This window comes from Kribbella flavida DSM 17836, assembly GCF_000024345.1.
Lineage (GTDB): Bacteria > Actinomycetota > Actinomycetes > Propionibacteriales > Kribbellaceae > Kribbella > Kribbella flavida.
The window spans coordinates 961,527-979,543 of record NC_013729.1; the positions used below are offsets into that span (position 1 = coordinate 961,527).

Below are 18,017 nucleotides of genomic sequence, written 5' to 3' on the forward strand. Positions count from 1 at the left end.
GCCAGCCGGTGCGGTTCCCGCGCCGGAGTGGGGCTCAGTTCTCGGAGCCGGGGTGGGGGAGCAGGAAGGTCCCGGGATCGCTCGGCGCACCGGCCTCGATCCAGCGCTGGAAGCCGGCCGGATTACGGCGTTCGAACTCGTCGAGGCAGATCCGGCGGACCTCGGCGACGGTCTGGCGGTCGCGCGCCCCGGCGCCCTGGGCGAGGGTGGCGGTGGTCTCCGTCCAGACGGTGCACAACTCCTCGGTGCTGAGTGGGCAGCGCAGCGAGGCGAACAGCTTCTCGTCGTCCATGGCGTCGGCTTCGTCGGTCGGACCGACCTGCGCCAGCTGGTGGTCGGTCAGGCGGAAGCTCAACTCTTGCGGGCCCCGGCGACCGCGGCGGGAACGGCGGCCGTCGGGGAGCACCAGGTCGAGCAGTACGAAGACGAGCACGACGACGAGAATGATCGCGATGCCGGCCGCACCCCAGGCGACCAGCCTGGCGAGGCCCGGCAGACAGAGCACTCCCGCCGCCGCGTACGCGCCGACCAGCGCGGGCGAGCGGTACGTCGTCTCGTCGGCGAGGTGCTTGATCACCGCGGCCAGCGGCCAGACCAGCACGAACACGAGCGCCAGCAGCGCCATCGCCGCCACCGGGCCGAGCATCAGGACCCCGGTGAGGGCACCGGCCGTGCCGATCCCCGCGCCGGCCGCCACCGCCGTACGCCGCAGTCTGGGAGAAAGTGTCATCGCCGCGCTCACTCGACCTCGCGCATCGGAACACCCGGTGGACGCCCCGGTCGGCTCCACCCATCCTCCACCCGGGCCGCCGACAAGACCAGAACGAACGGCGTACCACCCCGGTTCCGGTGGGCGCCGAGGCGCAGGCGGTACGGGGTCGTGGATCAGCCGAGCAGCTTGCTGACCTCGGTGGCTGCGCGCTGAGCGGAGGCGGGATTCTGGCCGGTCACGAGGCGGCCGTCCACGACGACCTGCTCGGTGAAGTCGGCGGCGGGGTGGTGGACGGCGCCGCGGGCGGTCAGGGCGTCCGCGAGCAGGAACGGTACGACGGTGGTCAGGCCGACGGCGTGCTCCTCGGCGTTGGTGAAGGCGGCCACGTTCTTGCCCTCGACCAGCGGGCGTCCGTCGCTCAGCGTGACGCCGACCAGCGCCGACGGGCCGTGGCAGACGGCCGCGACCACTCCGCCCTGTTCGTAGATCGCGGCGGCCAGGGCGACGAGCTCCTTCGCGTCGGCGAAGTCCCACATCGTGCCGTGTCCGCCGGCGAAGAAGATCGCGTCGTAGTCGGCGGCGGTGAGGTCGGAAGCGGTCGGAGTCCGCTCGAGGTCCGCCTCGGCGAAGAACCGCTGCTGGACCGGGTCGGCGTCGTCCCGGCCGTCGACCGGCGGCCGGCCACCGGCGACCGAGACCAGGTCGACCTGGTAGCCGGCGTCGCGGAAGACGCCCCACGGCTCAGCGGCCTCGGAAGCGTAGAAGCCGGTCGCTCGCCCGGTGTCCCCGAGCTCGGCGTGGCTGGTCAGAGCAATCAGTACGCGTGTCATAGCGCCAGGATGCCGCCGTAGAGCCATCGAAAACCAATAGCTGAAGCGACCACGACCCATAGAATTTCTGATGTGACGCTGTCTTTGGACCTGTTGCGCAGCTTTCTCGCCGTGCATCGTGCGGGCTCGATCACCGCGGGTGCCGAACGCCTCGGCCTCGCGCAGCCGACGGTGACCGCTCAACTGCGCGCGTTGGAAGCGGCCCTTGGACGTCCGCTGTTCGAGCGGCAGGCGCGAGGGGTCCGGGCGACCGCCGCCGGCGACGAGCTGGCCCGCCGGATCGCCGAACCCGTCGACGCGCTGCAGGGACTCGTGGCCGACGAGCTCGACGAGCCGGCCGGCACGGTCCACCTCGGTGGTCCCGCCGACTACCTCTGCCACCAGGCACTGCCCGCGCTGTCCGGCCGGCTGGCCGACGGCCTGCAGCTGCGCGTTCGCTTCGGGCTGCCGGACGAACTGCTCGACGGGCTGGCCAACCGGACCCTCGACGTGGTGATCAGCTCGATCCGCCCGCGGCGGACCGGGCTGAGCGTCACACCCCTGTACGACGAGCTGTTCGCCCTGGTCGCGGCCCCGCGCTGGTCGGCCGGCGGCCCGGTGCGTACGCCGGAAGCGCTGCGGTCCGTCCCGTTGATCGCGTACGCCGAGGAGGCACCGATCGTCCGGCGGTACTGGCGTAGCGTCTTCGGCGTTCGGCTGACCCGCACGCCCGACCTCGTCGTACCCGATCTGCGCGGCGTGTTGTCGGCCGTGCTCGCCGGAGCGGGGGCGAGTGTGCTGCCGACGTACTTGTGCGCGGACGCGATCGCCACGGGCGAGCTGGTGCTGCTCGCACAGCCGGAGCTGCCGCCGCTGAACACCGGGTACGTCGTGACCCGGTCGGACGCGGGACCCCGCAGCGCGGCCGCCCTCGTGCGCGACGAACTGCTCAGGCGGCTTTCCTAGCCGTCTTCCGCGCGCTGCTCTTCTTCGCCGTGCTCTTGGTGGCGGTGGCCTTTTTCGTCGCCGTCTTCCTGGTCGCCGTCTTCTTCGCAGTCGTCTTCTTGGCCGGCTTCTTGTCGGCCGTCTTCTTCGCGGCGGGCTTCTTCGCGGCCGACTTCTTGGCGGTTCGCTTCTGCGGGGTCGACTTCTTGACAGTGCCGCCCCCGCCGCCACCGGCCCGCCGGGCCCGCGCCGCCTCGACGCTGGCCCGCAGCGCGGACACCAGGTCGGTGGTCGACGTCGCCTCCGGCTCTTCCTCGGTGAAGACGACTTCCTTGCCCTTGCGCTTGGACTCGACCAGGTCCTTGACCCGCTCGGTGTAGCTGTCCTGGTAGTCCTGCGGCCGCCACTCGCCGCTCATCGCCTCGATCAGGTCGACCGCCATCTTCAGCTGCTTGCCGGCCGACGACTTGGCCGGCAGGTCGCCGACCTCCTTGGCCGGGTCGCGGATCTCGTCGGCGAAGTACATCGTCTCCAGCACCAGAACCTTGCCGTCGGCCCGGATCGTGGCCAGGTACTCCTTGCTGCGCATCACGAAACTGGCGATGCCGGCCCGGTTGCTCTTGGCCAGCGCGTCCCGCAGCAGCGCGTACGACGACGCGTTCTCGCTGTCGGACGGGGCCAGGTAATAGCTCTTCTGGAAGTGGATCGGGTCGATCTCGTCCAGGTCGACGAAGGTGGAGATCTCCAGCGACCGCGACTTGCCGGGCGCGATGTCCTCCAGCTCCTCGCGTTCGACGATCACGTACTCGCCGCCGCCGACGTCGTGGCCCTTGACGATCTTGTCGTAGTCGACCTCGCGGCCGGTCCGCTCGTTGACCCGCTTGTACCGGATCCGGTCGGAGGTGCCGCGCTGGAACTGGTGGAAGTCGAGCTCGTGCTCCTCGGTCGCGCTGTACAACCCCACCGGCACCGACACCAGCCCGAAGTTGATGTACCCGCTCCAGATCGACCTCGCCATCAGCAGCTCCTTTCCGCTGCCACCGGTACCCAGTTACAGCCGGTTGTAGCGCTTGCGCGCTTCGCGGCTCTCCTTCTGGGCCTCCCGGGCGGTCTTCTTCGCCTCGTCCAGCTCCGCGGTCAGCCGGCGTACCTGCTCGCGGGCGTGCTCCAGCGCCTCCTGCGCCGCGGTCAGCTGTCCGTCCAGCTCCTCGACCGTCGCCTCGGCACTCTCGGCCGCCGCGACCGCCGCCTCGAACTCCTCGCGCGCCGCCGCCTTGCGCTCCTCCGCCTCGCGCTCGGCCTTCTCCCGGGCGGCCCTCTCCGCCGCGGACTCCTCATCGGCAGCCGGCTCGTCGGCCTTCCCGGCGCCGGCCTTCGCGGCCCGGCGCCGGTCGACCGCGCGCTGCCGGCGCTCGTCGGTGAGCGGGGTGACGTTCGACGGCTCGCCGCTCTCGTCGACCACGCCGAACCCGACGTGCCGCAGCGCGCTGCTCAGCCGGCCTTCCTGCACGGCGTCGCCCGCCGCTGGGTCGACCAGCGCGGCGTCGAGCGTCTCGCGCAGCTTCTGCCCGACGTCGGCGCTGATCTTCTGCCCGTGCTCGTCGGCCAGCTGGCCCGCGGCCTTGACCAGCTGGTCGATCGCCTTGTGCCGCTTCGGGGTGAGCTCCCGCAGCCGCTCGCCGTCCAGGTCGGCGGTGGCTTCCCGGAACTCGTCGCCGAGCGCCAGCAGGTCGTCGATCTCGTCCGGCAGCTGCCGGGACACCAGGTTCGTCAGCCAGGCGGCGACCGTGGGCTTGCGCAGCGCCTTCAGCCGCGTCGCGCCCAGCTGGTCGCCGTCGGCCTTCAGCTGCTTGGCCAGCTCGTTGCGGGTAGCAATGAAGTCGGCGGCCGACGCCGCGTACAGCGCGTCCGCCGCCTCCTCGAAGTCCACCCGGCTGACGCTACAGGAACTCGGCCAGGCTCTTCACCAGCTCGGCCGGTGCGTTCTCGGCGACGTGGTGGGTCGAGTCGATGCCGTGCCCGACGATCTGCGGGCACCACGGCTTCCACACCTCCAGCGGGTCGCCGTAGATCTCCTCCATGTCGTCCCGGGTGGACCACAGCATCATCGCCGGGCAGCGGATCTGCCGCCCGGCCGCGCGGTCCTGCTCGTCGGTCCGCCGGTCGATGCCCAGCCCGGCCCGGTAGTCCTCGAGCATGCCGTGCACGGTCGCCGGGTCCCGGATCGCGGCCAGGAAGTCGGCGTGGTTCTCCGGGCCGAGCGCGTCGGGCCCGTTCGACGTCCAGGCGTTGTACCAGGCGTCCGGATCGGCGCAGATCACCCGCTCGGCCGGCTTCTCGCTCTGGGCGAAGAACCACCAGTGCCACCACTGGGCGGCGAACTTCGCGTCGGTCCGCTCCAGCGCCTCGACCGCCGGGACTCCGTCGATCACGACCAGCTTGGCCACCCGCTCCGGGTGGTCCAGCGCGGTCCGGTAGGCGACGTACGAGCCGCGGTCGTGGCCGACGACGCTGAAGGTGGCGTGACCGAGCGCGTCCATCAGTCCGACGAGGTCGTTGGCCATCGCCCGTTTCGAGTACGGCGTGTGGTCGGCGTCGGTGGGTGGTTTGCCCGACTGTCCGTAACCACGCAGGTCAGGGCAGACGACGGTGAAACCGGCCGCGGCGAGTCGCGGCGCCACGGCGTACCAGGTGGTGTGGGTGCGGGGATGACCGTGCAGGAGCACGACGGCCGGTCCGGAACCGCCGTGCCGAACGCGCAGCGGCACCTCGCCGACGGTGATCCGGTCGAGTTGGAAGTTGTCGAACATGCCGGCCAGGTACCCCGGAACATGACGGGTCCCCACCGGCTGCCGGGCAGCTGGTGGGGACCCAGGGGAACGCTGAGGGGACGTCAGTCCCGGAAGGCGTCCTTGGCCTTCTCGCCGGCCTGCTTCAGATCGGCCTTCGACTTGTCGACCTGACCCTCGGCCTGCAGGTCTTCGTTGTCGGTCGCTTCGCCGGTGCGCTCCTTGGCCTTGCCCTTGGCGCTCTCGGCGGCGTTCTTGATCTTGTCTCCGATACCCATCGGTGTCTCCTCTGTGGATCAGTAGTCCGACGCCTCCCGGGTTCCCCGGCACGGGCCCGAACATGCATGGGACGCGGGTACCGACCGGTATGCGTCTGCGCCGTAGTACTCCCGACAAGCCCGGCCTGACCCGGCGCCGCCGGGGCAAGGGGTTCACCTACCTCGACACCGAGCGCAAACGGATCACCGATCCGGACGTGATCGAGCGGATCCGTACGCTGGCGATCCCGCCGGCCTGGAAGGACGTCTGGATCTGCCCGTACCCCAACGGCCACATCCAGGCCATCGGCACCGACGAGGCCGGCCGGCGCCAGTACCTGTACCACGACGACTGGCGTACCTCCCAGGACGCGGACAAGCACGACCGGGTCCGCCGGCTGGCCCGCAAGCTGCCGGCCTTCCGGGAGGCTGTGGACCAGGACCTGTGCCGGCAGGGGTTCGGCCGCGACAAGGTGCTGGCGGTGGCGCTGCGGATGCTGGACTACGGGGTCTTCCGGACCGGCAACACCCAGTACGCCGAGGAGTACGGCAGCCGGGGCGCGTCCACCCTGCTGCGCGACGACGTCAAGGTGAGCAAGGGCCGGCTGGTGTTCGACTTCGTCGCGAAGGGCGGGATCCGCCGCACGCTGGAACTGGAGGACGACCGGCTGGTGGCGGCCGTCCGCTCGCTCAAGCGGGCCCGGCACGACTCCCCGCGGCTGCTGGTCTACCGTGACGACGCGGGCTACCACGAGATCGACGCCACCATGGTGAACGAGCGCTTCCACGAGCTCGTCGGCGACGACTACACGGTCAAGGACCTGCGGACCTGGACCGCCACCGTGCACGCGGCGGTCGACCTGGCCCAGGCCGATCCGCCGCGGACGAAGAAGGCGCTGAACGAGGCGGTCAAGGAGATGCTCGCGGAGGTCTCCGAGCACCTCGGCAACACCCCCACTGTCGCCCGCGCCTCGTACGTCGACCCGCGCGTGGTCGAGCAGTACGAACGTGGCCGGACGATCGCGAGCACGGTCGAGAAGGTCGGCGACGACCTGGACGACGCCGGGGTGCGGGCCCAGGTCGAGCGCTCGGTCAACAAGTTGCTCGACCAGGACGCCCGGTAGCGCGGTCCGTCACCGGCAGTGACGGACCGTGCCCGCCGCGGGAATGAACGTGGTCCGACGGGGCACCGGCGCGGCGAGCGGGGGATGCCGAGACGGAGGAACTGTGATGCGGGCCTTGGTGCTGAACTGCACGCTGAAGGCGTCACCGACCAGGTCGAACACCGACTCGCTGGCCGACGTGGTGGTGGCCGCGCTGGAGCGGCTGGACGTCAAGACCACCCGGATCCGGCTGGCCGACCTGACCGTGAAGCCCGGCGTGACCAGCGACGAGGGCGACGGCGACGACTGGCCGGAGGTGCACCAGCTGCTGCTGGACAGCGAGATCCTGGTGGTCGCCACACCGACCTGGGTCGGGCACCCGTCGTCGGTCGCCCAGCGCATGCTCGAACGGATGGACGCGATGATCAGCGAGACCGACGACGCGGGGCGCCCGGTCGGGTACAACAAGGTGGCCGGCGTGGTGGTGACCGGCAACGAGGACGGCGCGCACCACGTCATCTCGGAGATCGCCGGCGGTCTGGGCGACATCGGCTACACCATTCCGGGCCAGGCGTGGACCTACTGGAACAAGGGTCCCGGGCCCGGGCCGAGCTACAACGAGACCGGCGAGGGTCACGACTGGTCGCACCGGACCGGCCGGGCGATGGCGAGCAACCTGGTCGCGGTCGCCCGCGCCCTGGCTGCGAACCCCGTGCCGGCGCCGCCCGACTGATTGCCCACCGACCCGTCGGGTACCGGGCGAGCACGGGAAAGGAGACGACATGCCCGCAGGATCGAGCAAGAAGCGCGAACGGCAGTACGAGCACATCAAGGACGGCTTGAAGGAACGCGGCCGCAGCGAGAAGGTCGCCGAGGAGATCGCAGCCCGCACGGTCAACAAGGAGCGCGCCCGCTCCGGCGAGGCCAAGCAAAAGAGCCGCAGCTCCACCCACGACATCTCCTCGAGCCGGCGCGGCGGACTCCGGTCGCACAGCGGTGCGCAGGGCCGGACCCGCGACCAGCTCTACAACGAGGCGAAGCAGAAAAACATCAAGGGCCGCTCGAAGATGACCAAGGCCGAGCTGGAGAAGGCCGTCGGCCGGTAGGTAGGGAGCGCACGTGAAGGCACTGACCTGGCAGGGCAAGCGCAAGATCGAGTACGGCGACGTGCCGGACCCGCGGATCGAGCAGCCGACGGACGCGATCGTCAAGGTCACCTCGACCGGGATCTGCGGGTCGGACCTGCACCTGTACGAGGTGCTGGCGCCGTACCTCGACGCCGGCGACATCCTGGGGCACGAGGCGATGGGCGTGGTCGCGGAGGTCGGATCCGCGGTCACGAACCTGAAGCCCGGCGACCGGGTGGTGGTGCCCTTCCAGATCGCCTGCGGGCACTGCTTCATGTGCGACCAGGACCTGCAGACGCAGTGCGAGACCACCCAGGTCCGCGAGCAGGGCATGGGCGCCGCGCTCTTCGGCTACACCAAGCTCTACGGCCAGGTCCCGGGCGGTCAGGCCGAGTACCTGCGCGTCCCGCAGGCGCAGTACGGGCCAATCAAGGTGCCGGACGGTCCGTCCGACGACCGGTTCGTCTACCTGTCCGACGTTCTGCCGACGGCCTGGCAGGCGGTCGAGTACGCCGGGGTGCCGGACGGTGGCTCGCTGGTCGTCATCGGGCTCGGTCCGATCGGCGACATGGCCGCCCGGATCGGCATCCACCGCGGCTACCGGGTGATCGGCATCGACCTGGTGCCGGAGCGGCTGGAACGCGCTCGCCTGCACGGCGTGGAGACGCTGGAGTACTCCGACGACGTGGCCGACGCGGTCCGCAACCTGACCGACGGCCGGGGCCCGGACTCGGTGATCGACGCGGTCGGCATGGAGGCGCACGGCTCGCCGAAGGCGAAGGTCGGGCAGCAGCTGGCGGGCTTGCTGCCGGACGCGCTGGCGCAGAAGTTCATCGAGACCGCCGGCGTCGACCGGCTGGCCGCGCTCTACCTGGCCGTCGACCTGGTCCGCCGGGGCGGCACGATCTCGCTGTCCGGCGTGTACGGCGGGATGGCGGACCCGCTGCCGATGCTGACGATCTTCGACAAGCAGATCCAGCTCCGGATGGGCCAGGCCAACGTGCGCCGCTGGGTGGACAAGATCCTCCCGCTGCTGGACGACACCGACGTGCTGCGGGTCGAAGGCTTCGCCACCCACCACCTGCCGCTGAGCGAGGGCCCCGCGGCGTACGAGATGTTCCAGAAGAAGCAGGACGGCGCCGTCAAGATTCTGCTGAAGCCGTAGGAGGCCACCCGTGCAGCAGATCGACGCCACCCCGTTGAGCGACGAGGAGTTGCAGGGTCTCGACGCGTACTGGCGAGCCGCGAACTACCTGTCCGTGGGACAGATCTACCTGCTCGCCAACCCGCTGCTGAAGGAGCCGCTGGGGCCCGACCACATCAAGCCGCGGCTGCTCGGGCACTGGGGCACGACGCCGGGGCTCAACCTGATCTACGCCCACCTCAACCGGGTGATCCGGCAGCGTGAGCGCGACCTGATGTACGTGATCGGGCCGGGCCACGGCGGTCCGGCGATCGTCGCCAACACCTGGCTCGAGGGCAGCTGGACCGCGACGTACCCGAACACCACCCAGGACGAGCCGGGCATGGCGCGGCTGTTCAAGCAGTTCTCCTTCCCCGGTGGCATTCCCAGCCACGTCGCTCCCGAGGTGCCGGGTTCGATCAACGAGGGCGGCGAGCTCGGCTACTCGCTCAGCCACGCCTACGGCGCGGCGGCGGACAACCCCGACCTGGTGGTCGCCTGCGTGATCGGTGACGGCGAGGCCGAGACCGGCCCGCTGGCGACGTCGTGGCACTGCAACAAGTTCGTCGATCCGCGTCGCGACGGCGCGGTGCTGCCGATCCTGCACCTCAACGGCTACAAGATCGCCAACCCGGCGGTGCTGGCCCGGATCGGCGACGAGGAGCTCACCGCGTTGCTGCGCGGCCTCGGCCACGAGCCGTACCTGGTCGAGGGCTCCGACCCGGCGACCGTGCATCAGGCGCTGGCCGCGACGCTGGACCGCTGCCTGGACCGGATCGACGAGATCCAGCTGGAGGCGCGGACCGCCGAGACACCGCCGGGCCGGTCGGCCTGGCCGATGATCGTGCTCAAGACGCCGAAGGGCTGGACCGGTCCGCACACGGTGGACGGCGAGCCGGTCGAGGACACCTGGCGGTCCCACCAGGTCCCGCTGTCCGGCGTCCGGTCGAACGACGACCACCTGCGCCAGCTGGAGGACTGGCTGCGCAGCTACCGGCCGGAAGAGCTGTTCGACGCCGACGGCCGGCCGGTGGAACGGCTGCTGGAGCTGGCCCCGCCCCCGTCGCTGCGGATGGGTTCCAGCCCGCACGCCAACGGCGGCGTCCTCACTCGGGACCTGGAACTGCCCGACCCCGCCGACCACGCCGTACCGGTGAAGGCGCCGGGGGCCGAGGACGGGGAACCGACCAAGGTGTTCGGGCAGTACCTGCGGGACGCGTTCGTGCTCAACGAACCGCACCGCAACCTGCGGCTGTTCGGCCCGGACGAGACCGAGTCGAACCGGCTGAACGCGGTGTACGAGGTGACCGGCAAGGCCTGGGTGGCGGAGCGGCGGGACACCGACCGGAACCTGGCGATCGACGGCCGCGTGCTGGAGATGCTCAGCGAGCACACCTGTCAAGGCTGGTTGGAGGGGTACCTGCTGACCGGGCGGCACGGGCTGTTCTCGTCGTACGAGGCGTTCGTGCACATCGTCGACTCGATGGTGAACCAGCACGCGAAGTGGCTGAAGTCGATCAACCGGCTCGACTGGCGCCGGCCGGTCCCGTCGCTCAACTACCTGCTCACCTCGCACGTGTGGCGGCAGGACCACAACGGCTTCTCGCACCAGGATCCCGGCTTCATCGACCACGTGGTGAACAAGAAGGCCGAGGTGGTCCGGGTCTACCTGCCGCCGGACGCCAACACGCTGCTGTCCACGATGGACCACTGCCTGCGGACCCGGAACTACATCAACGTCGTTGTCGCCGGCAAGCAGCCGCAGCCGAACTGGCTGGACTGGGAGTCGGCCGCGCTGCACTGCGCCCGCGGGATCGGCGTCTGGGACTTCGCCAGCAACGACGACGGCGAGCCCGACGTGGTGATGGCCTGCGCCGGCGACGTGCCGACACTGGAGACGATGGCCGCGGTCGATCTGCTGCGCGAGCACCTGCCGCAGCTGAAGGTCCGGGTGGTGAACGTGGTCGACCTGATGCGCCTGCAGGACGCGACCGAGCACCCGCACGGGCTGACCGATCCGGAGTTCGACGCGCTGTTCACCACCGACAAGCCGGTGATCTTCGCGTACCACGGCTACCCGTGGCTGATTCACCGGCTGACCTACCGGCGGCGCGGGCACGCCAACCTGCACGTGCGCGGGTACATCGAGGAGGGCACCACCACCACGCCGTTCGACATGGTGGTGCTGAACAACCTCGACCGCTACCACCTGGCGATGGACGTGATCGACCGGGTGCCGTCGCTGGGCAGCCGCGCGGCCTCGGTCCGGCAGCACTTCTCCGACCAGCGTGTCCGGCACCGCGCTCATACCACCACGTACGGCGAGGACCTGCCCGAGGTGCGCGACTGGCGCTGGGGCCGCCCCCGCTGAGGCTCAGTCCACGCGAAGGGCCCGACGACGGTCGGTGCCGAGCTGACGGTCAGTCCGCGCGTTGCGGTGCGGTGAGTTCCTCGCGCAGGCGGTCCAGGATGCCGCGCAGCAGGCGGGAGACCTGCATTTGACTGACGCCGAGCTCCTGGCCGATCTCCTCCTGGGTGTAACCGTGGCAGAAGCGCAGCTGGAGGATCCGGCGGTCGCGATCGTCCAGGTCCGCGACGGCCGGAGTCAGCGTGTGCACGTTCTCGACCAGGTCGTAGCCGTCCTCGGCGTCGGCGACGGTGTCCATCAGGGACGCCCCGCCTTCGCCCGATCCGGGCGCGTCCAGGGACAGCGTGCTGAAGCAGGCCCGGACCGCGGTGGCCTCGGCGATCTCGCCGGGCTCCGTGCCGAGCGCTTCGGCCGTCTCCCGGTCGGTCGGCAGGTGGCCCAGCTTCTGGGTCAGCTCCGGCTCGGCGGCCGCGATGCTGCCCTGCATCTCCTGGACCCGGCGCGGCGGCCGCACCGTCCACGCGCAGTCCCGGAAGTACCGCTTGAGCTCGCCACGGATGGTCGGTACGGCGTACGCGAGGAAGGCGGTCGACTCGCTCGGCCGGTAGCCGTTGGCGGCCTTGACCAGGCCGAGGTACGCGACCTGCTCGAGGTCGTCGGAGTCGACGCCCTTGCTGCGGTAGCGGGAGGCGATCGAACGGGCGATCGGGCTGTTCAGCAGGATGACCTGGTCGAGCAGCTCCTGGCGCCGGGCCTCTGGCAGTCCCGGAACGGCGGCCTGGTCGAGCAGGTCCTGGGTGGCGTCTGCGATGCGCTGCTTGGTGTCGGCCGGTACAGGTGCGATCGTCACGGTGAGAGACCTCGTCGTGTCGTCCTGCGGAGGGGTGGCGTCACGGCTGAACCACTTGCTCTCCACCAGACCAAACCTGTTCCGTCCACGCAACCCCACAGGTGTTACAGCTGTTTGAAACCTCCGCGGCGCGCACGTGTCGCCGGTTCGGGAACGGGAACCGGTCCGGCGTGAACGACTTCACCGGAGCAGAACCCTGGGTGCCCGAACGCGGCGGTCTGCGGGCGGTGCGCGCCGCGCTGCCGTCCTGCCGAGGTTGCGACCTGTGGGAGAACGCGGAGCAGGTGGTGCCCGGCGACGGCCCGGCCCGGGCCCGGATGATGCTGGTCGGGGAGCAGCCCGGCGACGTCGAGGACAAGGAGGGCCAGGTCTTCGTCGGACCGGCCGGCCGGCTGCTGGACAAGGCGCTGGCCGAGGCGGGCATCGAGCGCGACACCGTCTACGTCACCAACGCGGTCAAGCACTTCCGGTTCGAGCAGCGGGGCAAGCGCCGGATCCACAAGACGCCGGCCGTCGGACACATCGTTGCCTGCGCCCCCTGGTTGCGCTCGGAGCTCGCGGTCGTGAAGCCGGAGCTGGTGGTGGTGCTCGGCTCGGTCGCCGCGCGGTCGCTGCTGGGCACGACGTTCAAGGTCACCCAGCACCGCGGCGAGCCGATCGCGCTGCCCGACGGTACGGCGGCGACCGCGACCGTGCACCCGTCCTCGGTCGTCCGGTCCCGCGAGTACCGCCGGGACTTCGAGCTGTTCGTCACCGACCTGCGCGCGGCCGCCGCGATGCTGGGCTGACCGCGCGCCGGTCCGGCTACCGGCCCGAGCGCCGCAGTTCCGGCAGCACCTCGTCGCGGTACAGCTTCATCATGTCGACGGTGTGCGGGCCCATGTTGGCCACGTAGATCTCGTCGAAGCCGGCCTCGACGTACGGCTTGAACGCCTCGACGTGTGCCTCGGCCTTGCTGCCGCAGGTCAGCGACTGCGCGGTCGACTCCTTGGTCACCAGCTGGCTGGCCTGCTCGAAGTGCCGGGGCGAGGGCAGCACCTGGGCCAGCTCGCCCGGCAGACCGGCGTTCGCCCAGATCCGGTGCGCCTGCTCGACGCCCTCCTCCTCGGTCGGCGCGTAGCTGACCTTGAAGCCCACCTGGGCCGGCTTGTCGCCGCCACCGTTGGTCCGGAAACGCTCGAGCATCTCCTGGTCGGGCGAGGTGGTGATGTAGCCGTCGGCGATCCGGGCCGCGACGTCGGTCGCCTGCGGACCGAAGCCGGACATGTAGATCGGTAGCGGGGTATCGGGCTTGGTGTAGATCCGCGCCGTGTCCACGGTGTAGTGCTTGCCCCGGTGCGAGACGAAGCCGTCCTCGGTCCACAGCCGGCGCATAATCTCGACCGCTTCCTCCAGCATCTCCAGCCGGACGTCGACGGTCGGCCAGACGTCACCGAGGATGTGCTCGTTGAGTGCCTCGCCGCTGCCGATGCCGAGCGTGAAGCGGCCGTTCAGCAGAACGGCGCTGGTGGCGGCGGCCTGGGCGACCACGACCGGGTGGATCCGCACCGTCGGGCAGGTCACTGCGGTGGTCACCGGCAGCTCGCAGACCTGCGAGATCGCGCCGATCGCCGACCAGACGAACGCGCTCTGTCCCTGCTCGTCGTTCCACGGGTGGAAGTGGTCGCTGATCCAGAGCCCGTCGAAACCGGACTCCTCGGCCAGTCGCGCCTGCTCGATCAGCTGGGCCGGCGTGTACTCCTCGCTGGACAGGAAATAGCCGATCTTCACGTCGTCTCTCCTCCACTCGGACTGCGTTACAGGGTGTGTGCGCCCGGTGCCCGGGCCGGGCCCGGGCATGCGCGCACCGTTTGCGCCGTCAGCGGGTCGGGCACCAGATCTGCAGGCGGGAATCCGCCCGACCGAAGCACGGGGTACAGCCGCCGGGCAGCCCGCCCGGCCGTCGAGAAAGGAACGACCATGGGCCTAGTGCTCTGGATCATCGCGGCGATCCTCGTCATCTCTGGAATCGTCTCGCTTGTCCGCGGCCAGCTCCTGATGGGTGCCGCACTGATCGTCGTCGGCCTGCTGGTCGGTCCGGGCGGCGTGAGCATCTTCACCTGACCTGCGAACGCAGGATCGAGGGCCGCAGCCTCCGGGCTGTGGCCCTCGGCCCCTTCCGGGGCGACATCCCTGCTGGACAACGGAAAACCCTCCGCACGGGTCAACCGGACTGTTGCCGGAACACCCGGGCCGCTGCCTGCATCCGCAGCTCCTCGAGCTCCTTGAGCTGCTGGTCCGCATCGGCCAGCAGGCCGTCCAGCTCCCCGGCGTCGAAGCGGTCCACCTCGCCGGACAGCGACCGCAGCACCCGCCAGCTCGCCGCCTTCGCCTCGACGGCGACCCGCAGCGCTTCCAGCTCCAGGACGTCGCTCAGCGGCGACCGGCGGATCAGCTCACCGTTCGGCTTGAACCGGCCGAGCTTCTCCGCCATCCAGGCGCCGGCGTTCTTCACCGGGTCGGGCTTCGTGCCGATCGCGGCGAGGTAGTGACCCAGCGTGGCCTGCTCGGTCTCCACCTTCTCCGCCATCACGGACAACGCGGACCGCGTGCTCGGATCGCTCTGCTGGTCGGCCGCTCGCCGGAACAGTTCGATCCCGGCCGCGGACGCGGCGTAGTGGTCCTGCAGATAGCTCCCGAGGCGGGCCTGGTCGATCATCAGCCTCTCCTGCGTCGACTGGGCTGGTCCCACGACCGGTACCCATCACCCGCCGCCCCAGTCAAGGCCCAGACAAGGGCTGCAGCCGGTTGCCGATCGCTGACAGCGGTTGGCAGGTTTAGCGGGTTGACTGTGCCTCGGCCCGTTGTCGAGCGAGGAGATCCGATGGAGTGTTGTGCGGTGCTGGACCTGCGGCAGTACACCTTGTACCCCGGCCGGCGTGACGACCTGATCGCCGTGTTCGACGAGGCCTTCGTCGAGGGGCAGGAGGGCTACGGCATGCACGTGTGCGGCCAGTTCCGCGACCTGGACGACCCGGACCGGTTCGTCTGGCTGCGCGGTTTCCGCAGTCTGGAGGCGCGCGCCGAGGCGCTGAACGGCTTCTACTACGGCCCGATCTGGAAGGCCCGGTCGGCCGAGGCGAACGCGACGATGAAGGACTCCGACGACGCTCTGCTGCTGCGGCCGGTCCTGCTCGGTGCCGGCTTCCCGGCCCTCGACACACCTCGGCCGCCGATCGGAGCGACGGAGGTTCCGGCCTCGGTCGTCGTCGGCACGGTCTACCACCGGAACTCGGCGGACGACGGGTTCGTGCAGTTCTTCACCGACCAGGTCGCGCCGGTACTGATCGCGTCGGGCATCGCACTCAGCGCGGTCTTCGAGACCCTGCCGGCCGAGAACAACTTCCCGGCCCTGCCGTTGCGGGACGAGACGGTGCTCGTCTGGTTCGCGACCTTCGCCGACGACCCGGCGTACGAGCAGCACCGTCAGCGGTTGGCGGAGTCCGCGGCCTGGACGGCGGTCGCCGAGGAACTGGACCGGCGCTGCCGCAAGCCGGCGCAGGAACTGCGGCTGCGGCCGACCGCTCGCTCCCAGTTCCGCTGACTCCGGCGGCCGGCCGGATAAATCAATTGCGCGGCGGCAAACCGGCCGCCATCCTGACAGTGCTCGTGCAGCGACAAGCGCTGCCTGGACCTGAGGAGGGCTGACGCATGGCCATCACTGTGCTGCGGCATGCCCGCATCAGTCTCACCTCACTCTCCAGGAGCACACCTGATGTCTTCCGACGTCTTCCGTTCGGACCCAGAACTTTCTGATCTCCACTGGACCGACCTGCCCGAGCAGCGGTCCGCCCCCGGCGTCGACGACGCTTTCGTCTTCCAGTTCGCCGAGGTCGACGAGCGGCTCGGCCCCGATCAGCGCTGGTCCACCTGGCTGGACGTCGAGCGCGGCGCCCGTGGCCCGGAGCCACGCCCCGACTGGGTGGTGACCGAGCAGGCCGCGATCGACACCGAGCTCGGCATTCTCAAGACCGGTAAGGAAGCCGACGTCTTCCTGCTGGAGCGGGCCGTCGACGCGATCGGCGACAACCCGGCCCGCTCGTCGTTGCTGGCCGCCAAGCGGTACCGCAGCGAGGAGCACCGCACGTTCCACCGCAGTACGGCGTACGTCGAGGGCCGGCGGACGCGCAACAGCCGCGACAGTCGCGCGATGGCGAAGAAGTCGGCGCACGGCCGCAGCGTCGCGGCCGGGCAGTGGGCCTACGCCGAGTGGGACGCGCTGTGCCGGCTGTGGAAAGCCGGCGTGCCGGTGCCGTACCCGGTCCAGGTCGACGGCACCGAACTGCTGATGGAGTTCATCGACGACGGCGACGGCGGGGCCGCACCCCGGCTCGCTCAGGTCCGGCCGCCGAAGGCGCTGCTCGAGCTCTACTTCGAGCAGTTGCGCGAGGGCATGCGCGAACTGGCCCGGGCCGGGCTCGCGCACGGCGACCTGTCGCCGTACAACGTGCTGGCCCAGCACGACCGGATCGTGATGATCGACCTGCCGCAGGTGATCGACATCGTCGGCAATCCCTTGGGCATGGACTTCCTGCTCCGGGACTGCCGCAACATGGCGACCTGGTTCAGCAACCGTGGTCTGGAGGTCGACGAGCAGGAGCTGTTCGCCGACCTGTTGACGATGGTGTTCTAGATCGCCTTGCGCAGCAGGGGAACCAGCGGGACCAGCTGGTCGGGGTAGGCGTCGACGAGACCGTCGACGTGGTTGCCTGCCTCGACCCGCTGGTACCGGAACAAGGCCGACCGACCCGCGCGGCGCACCATCGCGGCGTACACGTCGGAGTCCTGGGTGATCGGCAGCAGGCTGTCGTACGTGCCGTGGATGGTGACCAGTGGCCGGCCGATCCGGCCGGTCAGCGCGATCCGGCGGACGGCCTGCCGAGCCTGCGGACGGTCCGCGTAGTCGTAGTCCGCCTCGCTGCCCACGTACGTCGGGTCGAGCTCGGCCGCGTAGATCCGCTGGGTCAGCTTCCAGTACACGGTGTAGTGGAAGTCCCAGAGGAAGCGCGATCGCGGGTCGAACCCGGCGGCGGTGATCAACTCCGGCTTTTGTTGCTCGTAGCCCCTGATCGCCGGCGGCAGGAAGGTGAACAGGTTCGGCCCGTCCGCCGTCCACAGCGTGCCTTCCAGGTCGACTCCACGGGTGTAGAGCTCCGGGTGGTTCTCCAGCTGCCAGCGGACCAGGTAGCCACCGTTGGAGATTCCCGCGGCGACCACCTCCCGCGGCGCCCGCCCGTACCGCTGCGCGACCACCGCCCGAGCCGCCCGGGCCAGCTGCGTCGTCCGCCGGTTCCACTCGACGATCGCGTCGCCCGGCCGCACCCCGTCGCGGTAGAACTCGGCACCCGTGTTGCCCTTGTCCGTCGCCGCGTAGGCGAACCCCTTCGCCAGCACGTCGTCCGAGATCGCTTTGTCGTTCGCGTACTGCGCCCGCACCCCCGGCGAGCCGGCGATCACCAGCCCGCCGTTCCACCGCTCGGGCAACCTGATCACGAACTGCGCGTCATGGTTCCACCCGTGGTTGGTGTTCGTCGTCGAGCTGTCGGGGAAGTAGCCGTCGATCTGCACGCCCGGGACCCCGGCGGGGGAGGGAAGCCCGGTGTGGGTGAGCCCTGCGTAGTCCGCCGGGTTGGTGTGCCCTGACGCGACCGTGCCCGTGGTCGTGAGATCGGCGAGACAAGCCACCTGCTGGTACTCCGCGCCGGGGACTTTGAGCCGCGCACATCTCCCGGCTTCAGCGGGTACGGCGAGTCCGGCGGTCAGCAGTACTACAGCGGCGGAGAGCGCGAGGCGGCGCATGACGGTCCTCCCGGGGTCGGATGCGCGTCACGTTAG

At 70.3% G+C, this 18,017-nt stretch carries 20 protein-coding genes; 10 read left to right on the forward strand and 10 right to left on the reverse strand.

Going from position 1 to position 18,017, the window contains the following annotated elements; translation table 11 throughout:
- Nucleotides 1-34: 34 nt before the first annotated feature.
- Nucleotides 35-730 carry a hypothetical protein gene (locus KFLA_RS04425; RefSeq protein WP_012918559.1) on the reverse strand — a complete coding sequence of 232 codons (696 nt, stop codon included), beginning with the start codon at nt 728-730 and terminating at the stop codon, nt 35-37.
- 155 nt (nt 731-885) lie between these two features.
- A complete protein-coding gene (locus tag KFLA_RS04430) occupies nt 886-1,542 on the reverse strand; it encodes a type 1 glutamine amidotransferase domain-containing protein (RefSeq protein ID WP_012918560.1) in 657 nt (218 codons plus the stop codon).
- A 72-nt stretch (nt 1,543-1,614) separates the two neighbouring features.
- Between KFLA_RS04430 and KFLA_RS04435 the strand changes: the two genes are divergently transcribed.
- The gene (locus tag KFLA_RS04435) at nt 1,615-2,487 is read left to right on the forward strand and encodes a LysR family transcriptional regulator (RefSeq protein ID WP_012918561.1); all 873 of its coding nucleotides are present in this window, start codon (nt 1,615-1,617) and stop codon (nt 2,485-2,487) included.
- On the opposite strand, the gene ku is transcribed toward KFLA_RS04435, so the two are convergent.
- The 4 genes from ku to KFLA_RS04455 form a co-directional block, all read right to left on the reverse strand.
- A complete protein-coding gene (ku, locus tag KFLA_RS38695) occupies nt 2,471-3,484 on the reverse strand; it encodes a non-homologous end joining protein Ku (protein ID WP_012918562.1) in 1,014 nt (337 codons plus the stop codon). The genes KFLA_RS04435 and ku overlap by 17 nt on opposite strands.
- Nucleotides 3,485-3,517: 33 nt before the next feature.
- On the reverse strand, nt 3,518-4,396 hold the full coding sequence (locus KFLA_RS04445; protein ID WP_012918563.1) for a hypothetical protein: 879 nt from the start codon (nt 4,394-4,396) through the stop codon (nt 3,518-3,520).
- Nucleotides 4,397-4,406: 10 nt separating this feature from the next.
- Nucleotides 4,407-5,276, reverse strand: coding sequence for an alpha/beta fold hydrolase (locus KFLA_RS04450; RefSeq protein WP_012918564.1), 870 nt, complete (start codon nt 5,274-5,276; stop codon nt 4,407-4,409).
- Between the two features lie 83 nt (nt 5,277-5,359).
- A complete protein-coding gene (locus tag KFLA_RS04455) occupies nt 5,360-5,533 on the reverse strand; it encodes a CsbD family protein (protein ID WP_012918565.1) in 174 nt (57 codons plus the stop codon).
- Nucleotides 5,534-5,622: 89 nt separating this feature from the next.
- Here KFLA_RS04455 and KFLA_RS04460 point away from each other — a divergent pair, with 89 nt between their 5' ends.
- From KFLA_RS04460 to KFLA_RS04480, 5 genes are all read left to right on the forward strand, one after another.
- On the forward strand, nt 5,623-6,636 hold the full coding sequence (locus KFLA_RS04460; protein WP_012918566.1) for a DNA topoisomerase IB: 1,014 nt from the start codon (nt 5,623-5,625) through the stop codon (nt 6,634-6,636).
- 106 nt (nt 6,637-6,742) lie between these two features.
- Nucleotides 6,743-7,348, forward strand: a complete 606-nt coding sequence (locus tag KFLA_RS04465) for a flavodoxin family protein (RefSeq protein ID WP_012918567.1) — start codon at nt 6,743-6,745, stop codon at nt 7,346-7,348.
- A 49-nt stretch (nt 7,349-7,397) separates the two neighbouring features.
- Nucleotides 7,398-7,721, forward strand: a complete 324-nt coding sequence (locus KFLA_RS04470) for a hypothetical protein (protein WP_012918568.1) — start codon at nt 7,398-7,400, stop codon at nt 7,719-7,721.
- Between the two features lie 13 nt (nt 7,722-7,734).
- Nucleotides 7,735-8,907 carry a zinc-dependent alcohol dehydrogenase gene (locus KFLA_RS04475; RefSeq protein ID WP_012918569.1) on the forward strand — a complete coding sequence of 391 codons (1,173 nt, stop codon included), beginning with the start codon at nt 7,735-7,737 and terminating at the stop codon, nt 8,905-8,907.
- Between the two features lie 10 nt (nt 8,908-8,917).
- Entirely contained in the window at nt 8,918-11,296 is a 2,379-nt protein-coding gene (locus tag KFLA_RS04480; protein WP_012918570.1) for a phosphoketolase family protein, read from the forward strand.
- Between the two features lie 49 nt (nt 11,297-11,345).
- On the opposite strand, the gene KFLA_RS04485 is transcribed toward KFLA_RS04480, so the two are convergent.
- On the reverse strand, nt 11,346-12,143 hold the full coding sequence (locus KFLA_RS04485; protein ID WP_049797522.1) for a sigma-70 family RNA polymerase sigma factor: 798 nt from the start codon (nt 12,141-12,143) through the stop codon (nt 11,346-11,348).
- 170 nt (nt 12,144-12,313) lie between these two features.
- Here KFLA_RS04485 and KFLA_RS04490 point away from each other — a divergent pair, with 170 nt between their 5' ends.
- Nucleotides 12,314-12,931, forward strand: coding sequence for a UdgX family uracil-DNA binding protein (locus KFLA_RS04490; RefSeq protein ID WP_012918572.1), 618 nt, complete (start codon nt 12,314-12,316; stop codon nt 12,929-12,931).
- A gap of 16 nt (nt 12,932-12,947) precedes the next feature.
- Here KFLA_RS04490 and KFLA_RS04495 read toward each other — a convergent pair whose 3' ends face one another.
- Nucleotides 12,948-13,913 (reverse strand): TIGR03557 family F420-dependent LLM class oxidoreductase, encoded by a 966-nt coding sequence (locus KFLA_RS04495; RefSeq protein WP_012918573.1) that lies wholly within the window; start codon nt 13,911-13,913, stop codon nt 12,948-12,950.
- A gap of 189 nt (nt 13,914-14,102) precedes the next feature.
- On the opposite strand from KFLA_RS04495, the gene KFLA_RS38220 reads away from it, so the two are divergent.
- Nucleotides 14,103-14,246: a GPGG-motif small membrane protein gene (locus tag KFLA_RS38220; protein ID WP_012918574.1), complete on the forward strand. Its 144-nt coding sequence runs from the start codon at nt 14,103-14,105 to the stop codon at nt 14,244-14,246.
- 100 nt (nt 14,247-14,346) lie between these two features.
- Here KFLA_RS38220 and KFLA_RS04500 read toward each other — a convergent pair whose 3' ends face one another.
- A complete protein-coding gene (locus KFLA_RS04500) occupies nt 14,347-14,841 on the reverse strand; it encodes a hypothetical protein (RefSeq protein ID WP_012918575.1) in 495 nt (164 codons plus the stop codon).
- A 165-nt stretch (nt 14,842-15,006) separates the two neighbouring features.
- Here KFLA_RS04500 and KFLA_RS04505 point away from each other — a divergent pair, with 165 nt between their 5' ends.
- Nucleotides 15,007-15,726, forward strand: a complete 720-nt coding sequence (locus KFLA_RS04505) for an NIPSNAP family protein (protein ID WP_012918576.1) — start codon at nt 15,007-15,009, stop codon at nt 15,724-15,726.
- A gap of 171 nt (nt 15,727-15,897) precedes the next feature.
- Nucleotides 15,898-16,815 carry a serine protein kinase RIO gene (locus KFLA_RS04510; RefSeq protein WP_012918577.1) on the forward strand — a complete coding sequence of 306 codons (918 nt, stop codon included), beginning with the start codon at nt 15,898-15,900 and terminating at the stop codon, nt 16,813-16,815.
- Here KFLA_RS04510 and KFLA_RS04515 read toward each other — a convergent pair.
- Nucleotides 16,812-17,981, reverse strand: a complete 1,170-nt coding sequence (locus KFLA_RS04515) for a tannase/feruloyl esterase family alpha/beta hydrolase (protein ID WP_012918578.1) — start codon at nt 17,979-17,981, stop codon at nt 16,812-16,814. The two genes, KFLA_RS04510 and KFLA_RS04515, sit on opposite strands and share 4 nt — an antisense overlap.
- Between the last annotated feature and the right edge of the window lie 36 nt (nt 17,982-18,017).

What these genes read in the sequence shown, in the direction of transcription:
- ku (WP_012918562.1), bottom strand. Translation starts at nt 3,484, where the DNA reads ATGGCGAGGTCGATCTGGAGCGGGTACATCAACTTCGGGCTGGTGTCG.
- KFLA_RS04425 (WP_012918559.1), bottom strand. Translation starts at nt 730, where the DNA reads ATGACACTTTCTCCCAGACTGCGGCGTACGGCGGTGGCGGCCGGCGCG.
- KFLA_RS04455 (WP_012918565.1), bottom strand. Translation starts at nt 5,533, where the DNA reads ATGGGTATCGGAGACAAGATCAAGAACGCCGCCGAGAGCGCCAAGGGC.
- KFLA_RS04500 (WP_012918575.1), bottom strand. Translation starts at nt 14,841, where the DNA reads ATGATCGACCAGGCCCGCCTCGGGAGCTATCTGCAGGACCACTACGCC.
- KFLA_RS04470 (WP_012918568.1), top strand. Translation starts at nt 7,398, where the DNA reads ATGCCCGCAGGATCGAGCAAGAAGCGCGAACGGCAGTACGAGCACATC.
- KFLA_RS04430 (WP_012918560.1), bottom strand. Translation starts at nt 1,542, where the DNA reads ATGACACGCGTACTGATTGCTCTGACCAGCCACGCCGAGCTCGGGGAC.
- KFLA_RS38220 (WP_012918574.1), top strand. Translation starts at nt 14,103, where the DNA reads ATGGGCCTAGTGCTCTGGATCATCGCGGCGATCCTCGTCATCTCTGGA.
- KFLA_RS04510 (WP_012918577.1), top strand. Translation starts at nt 15,898, where the DNA reads ATGTCTTCCGACGTCTTCCGTTCGGACCCAGAACTTTCTGATCTCCAC.
- KFLA_RS04505 (WP_012918576.1), top strand. Translation starts at nt 15,007, where the DNA reads ATGGAGTGTTGTGCGGTGCTGGACCTGCGGCAGTACACCTTGTACCCC.
- KFLA_RS04450 (WP_012918564.1), bottom strand. Translation starts at nt 5,276, where the DNA reads ATGTTCGACAACTTCCAACTCGACCGGATCACCGTCGGCGAGGTGCCG.
- KFLA_RS04515 (WP_012918578.1), bottom strand. Translation starts at nt 17,981, where the DNA reads ATGCGCCGCCTCGCGCTCTCCGCCGCTGTAGTACTGCTGACCGCCGGA.
- KFLA_RS04460 (WP_012918566.1), top strand. Translation starts at nt 5,623, where the DNA reads ATGCGTCTGCGCCGTAGTACTCCCGACAAGCCCGGCCTGACCCGGCGC.
- KFLA_RS04465 (WP_012918567.1), top strand. Translation starts at nt 6,743, where the DNA reads ATGCGGGCCTTGGTGCTGAACTGCACGCTGAAGGCGTCACCGACCAGG.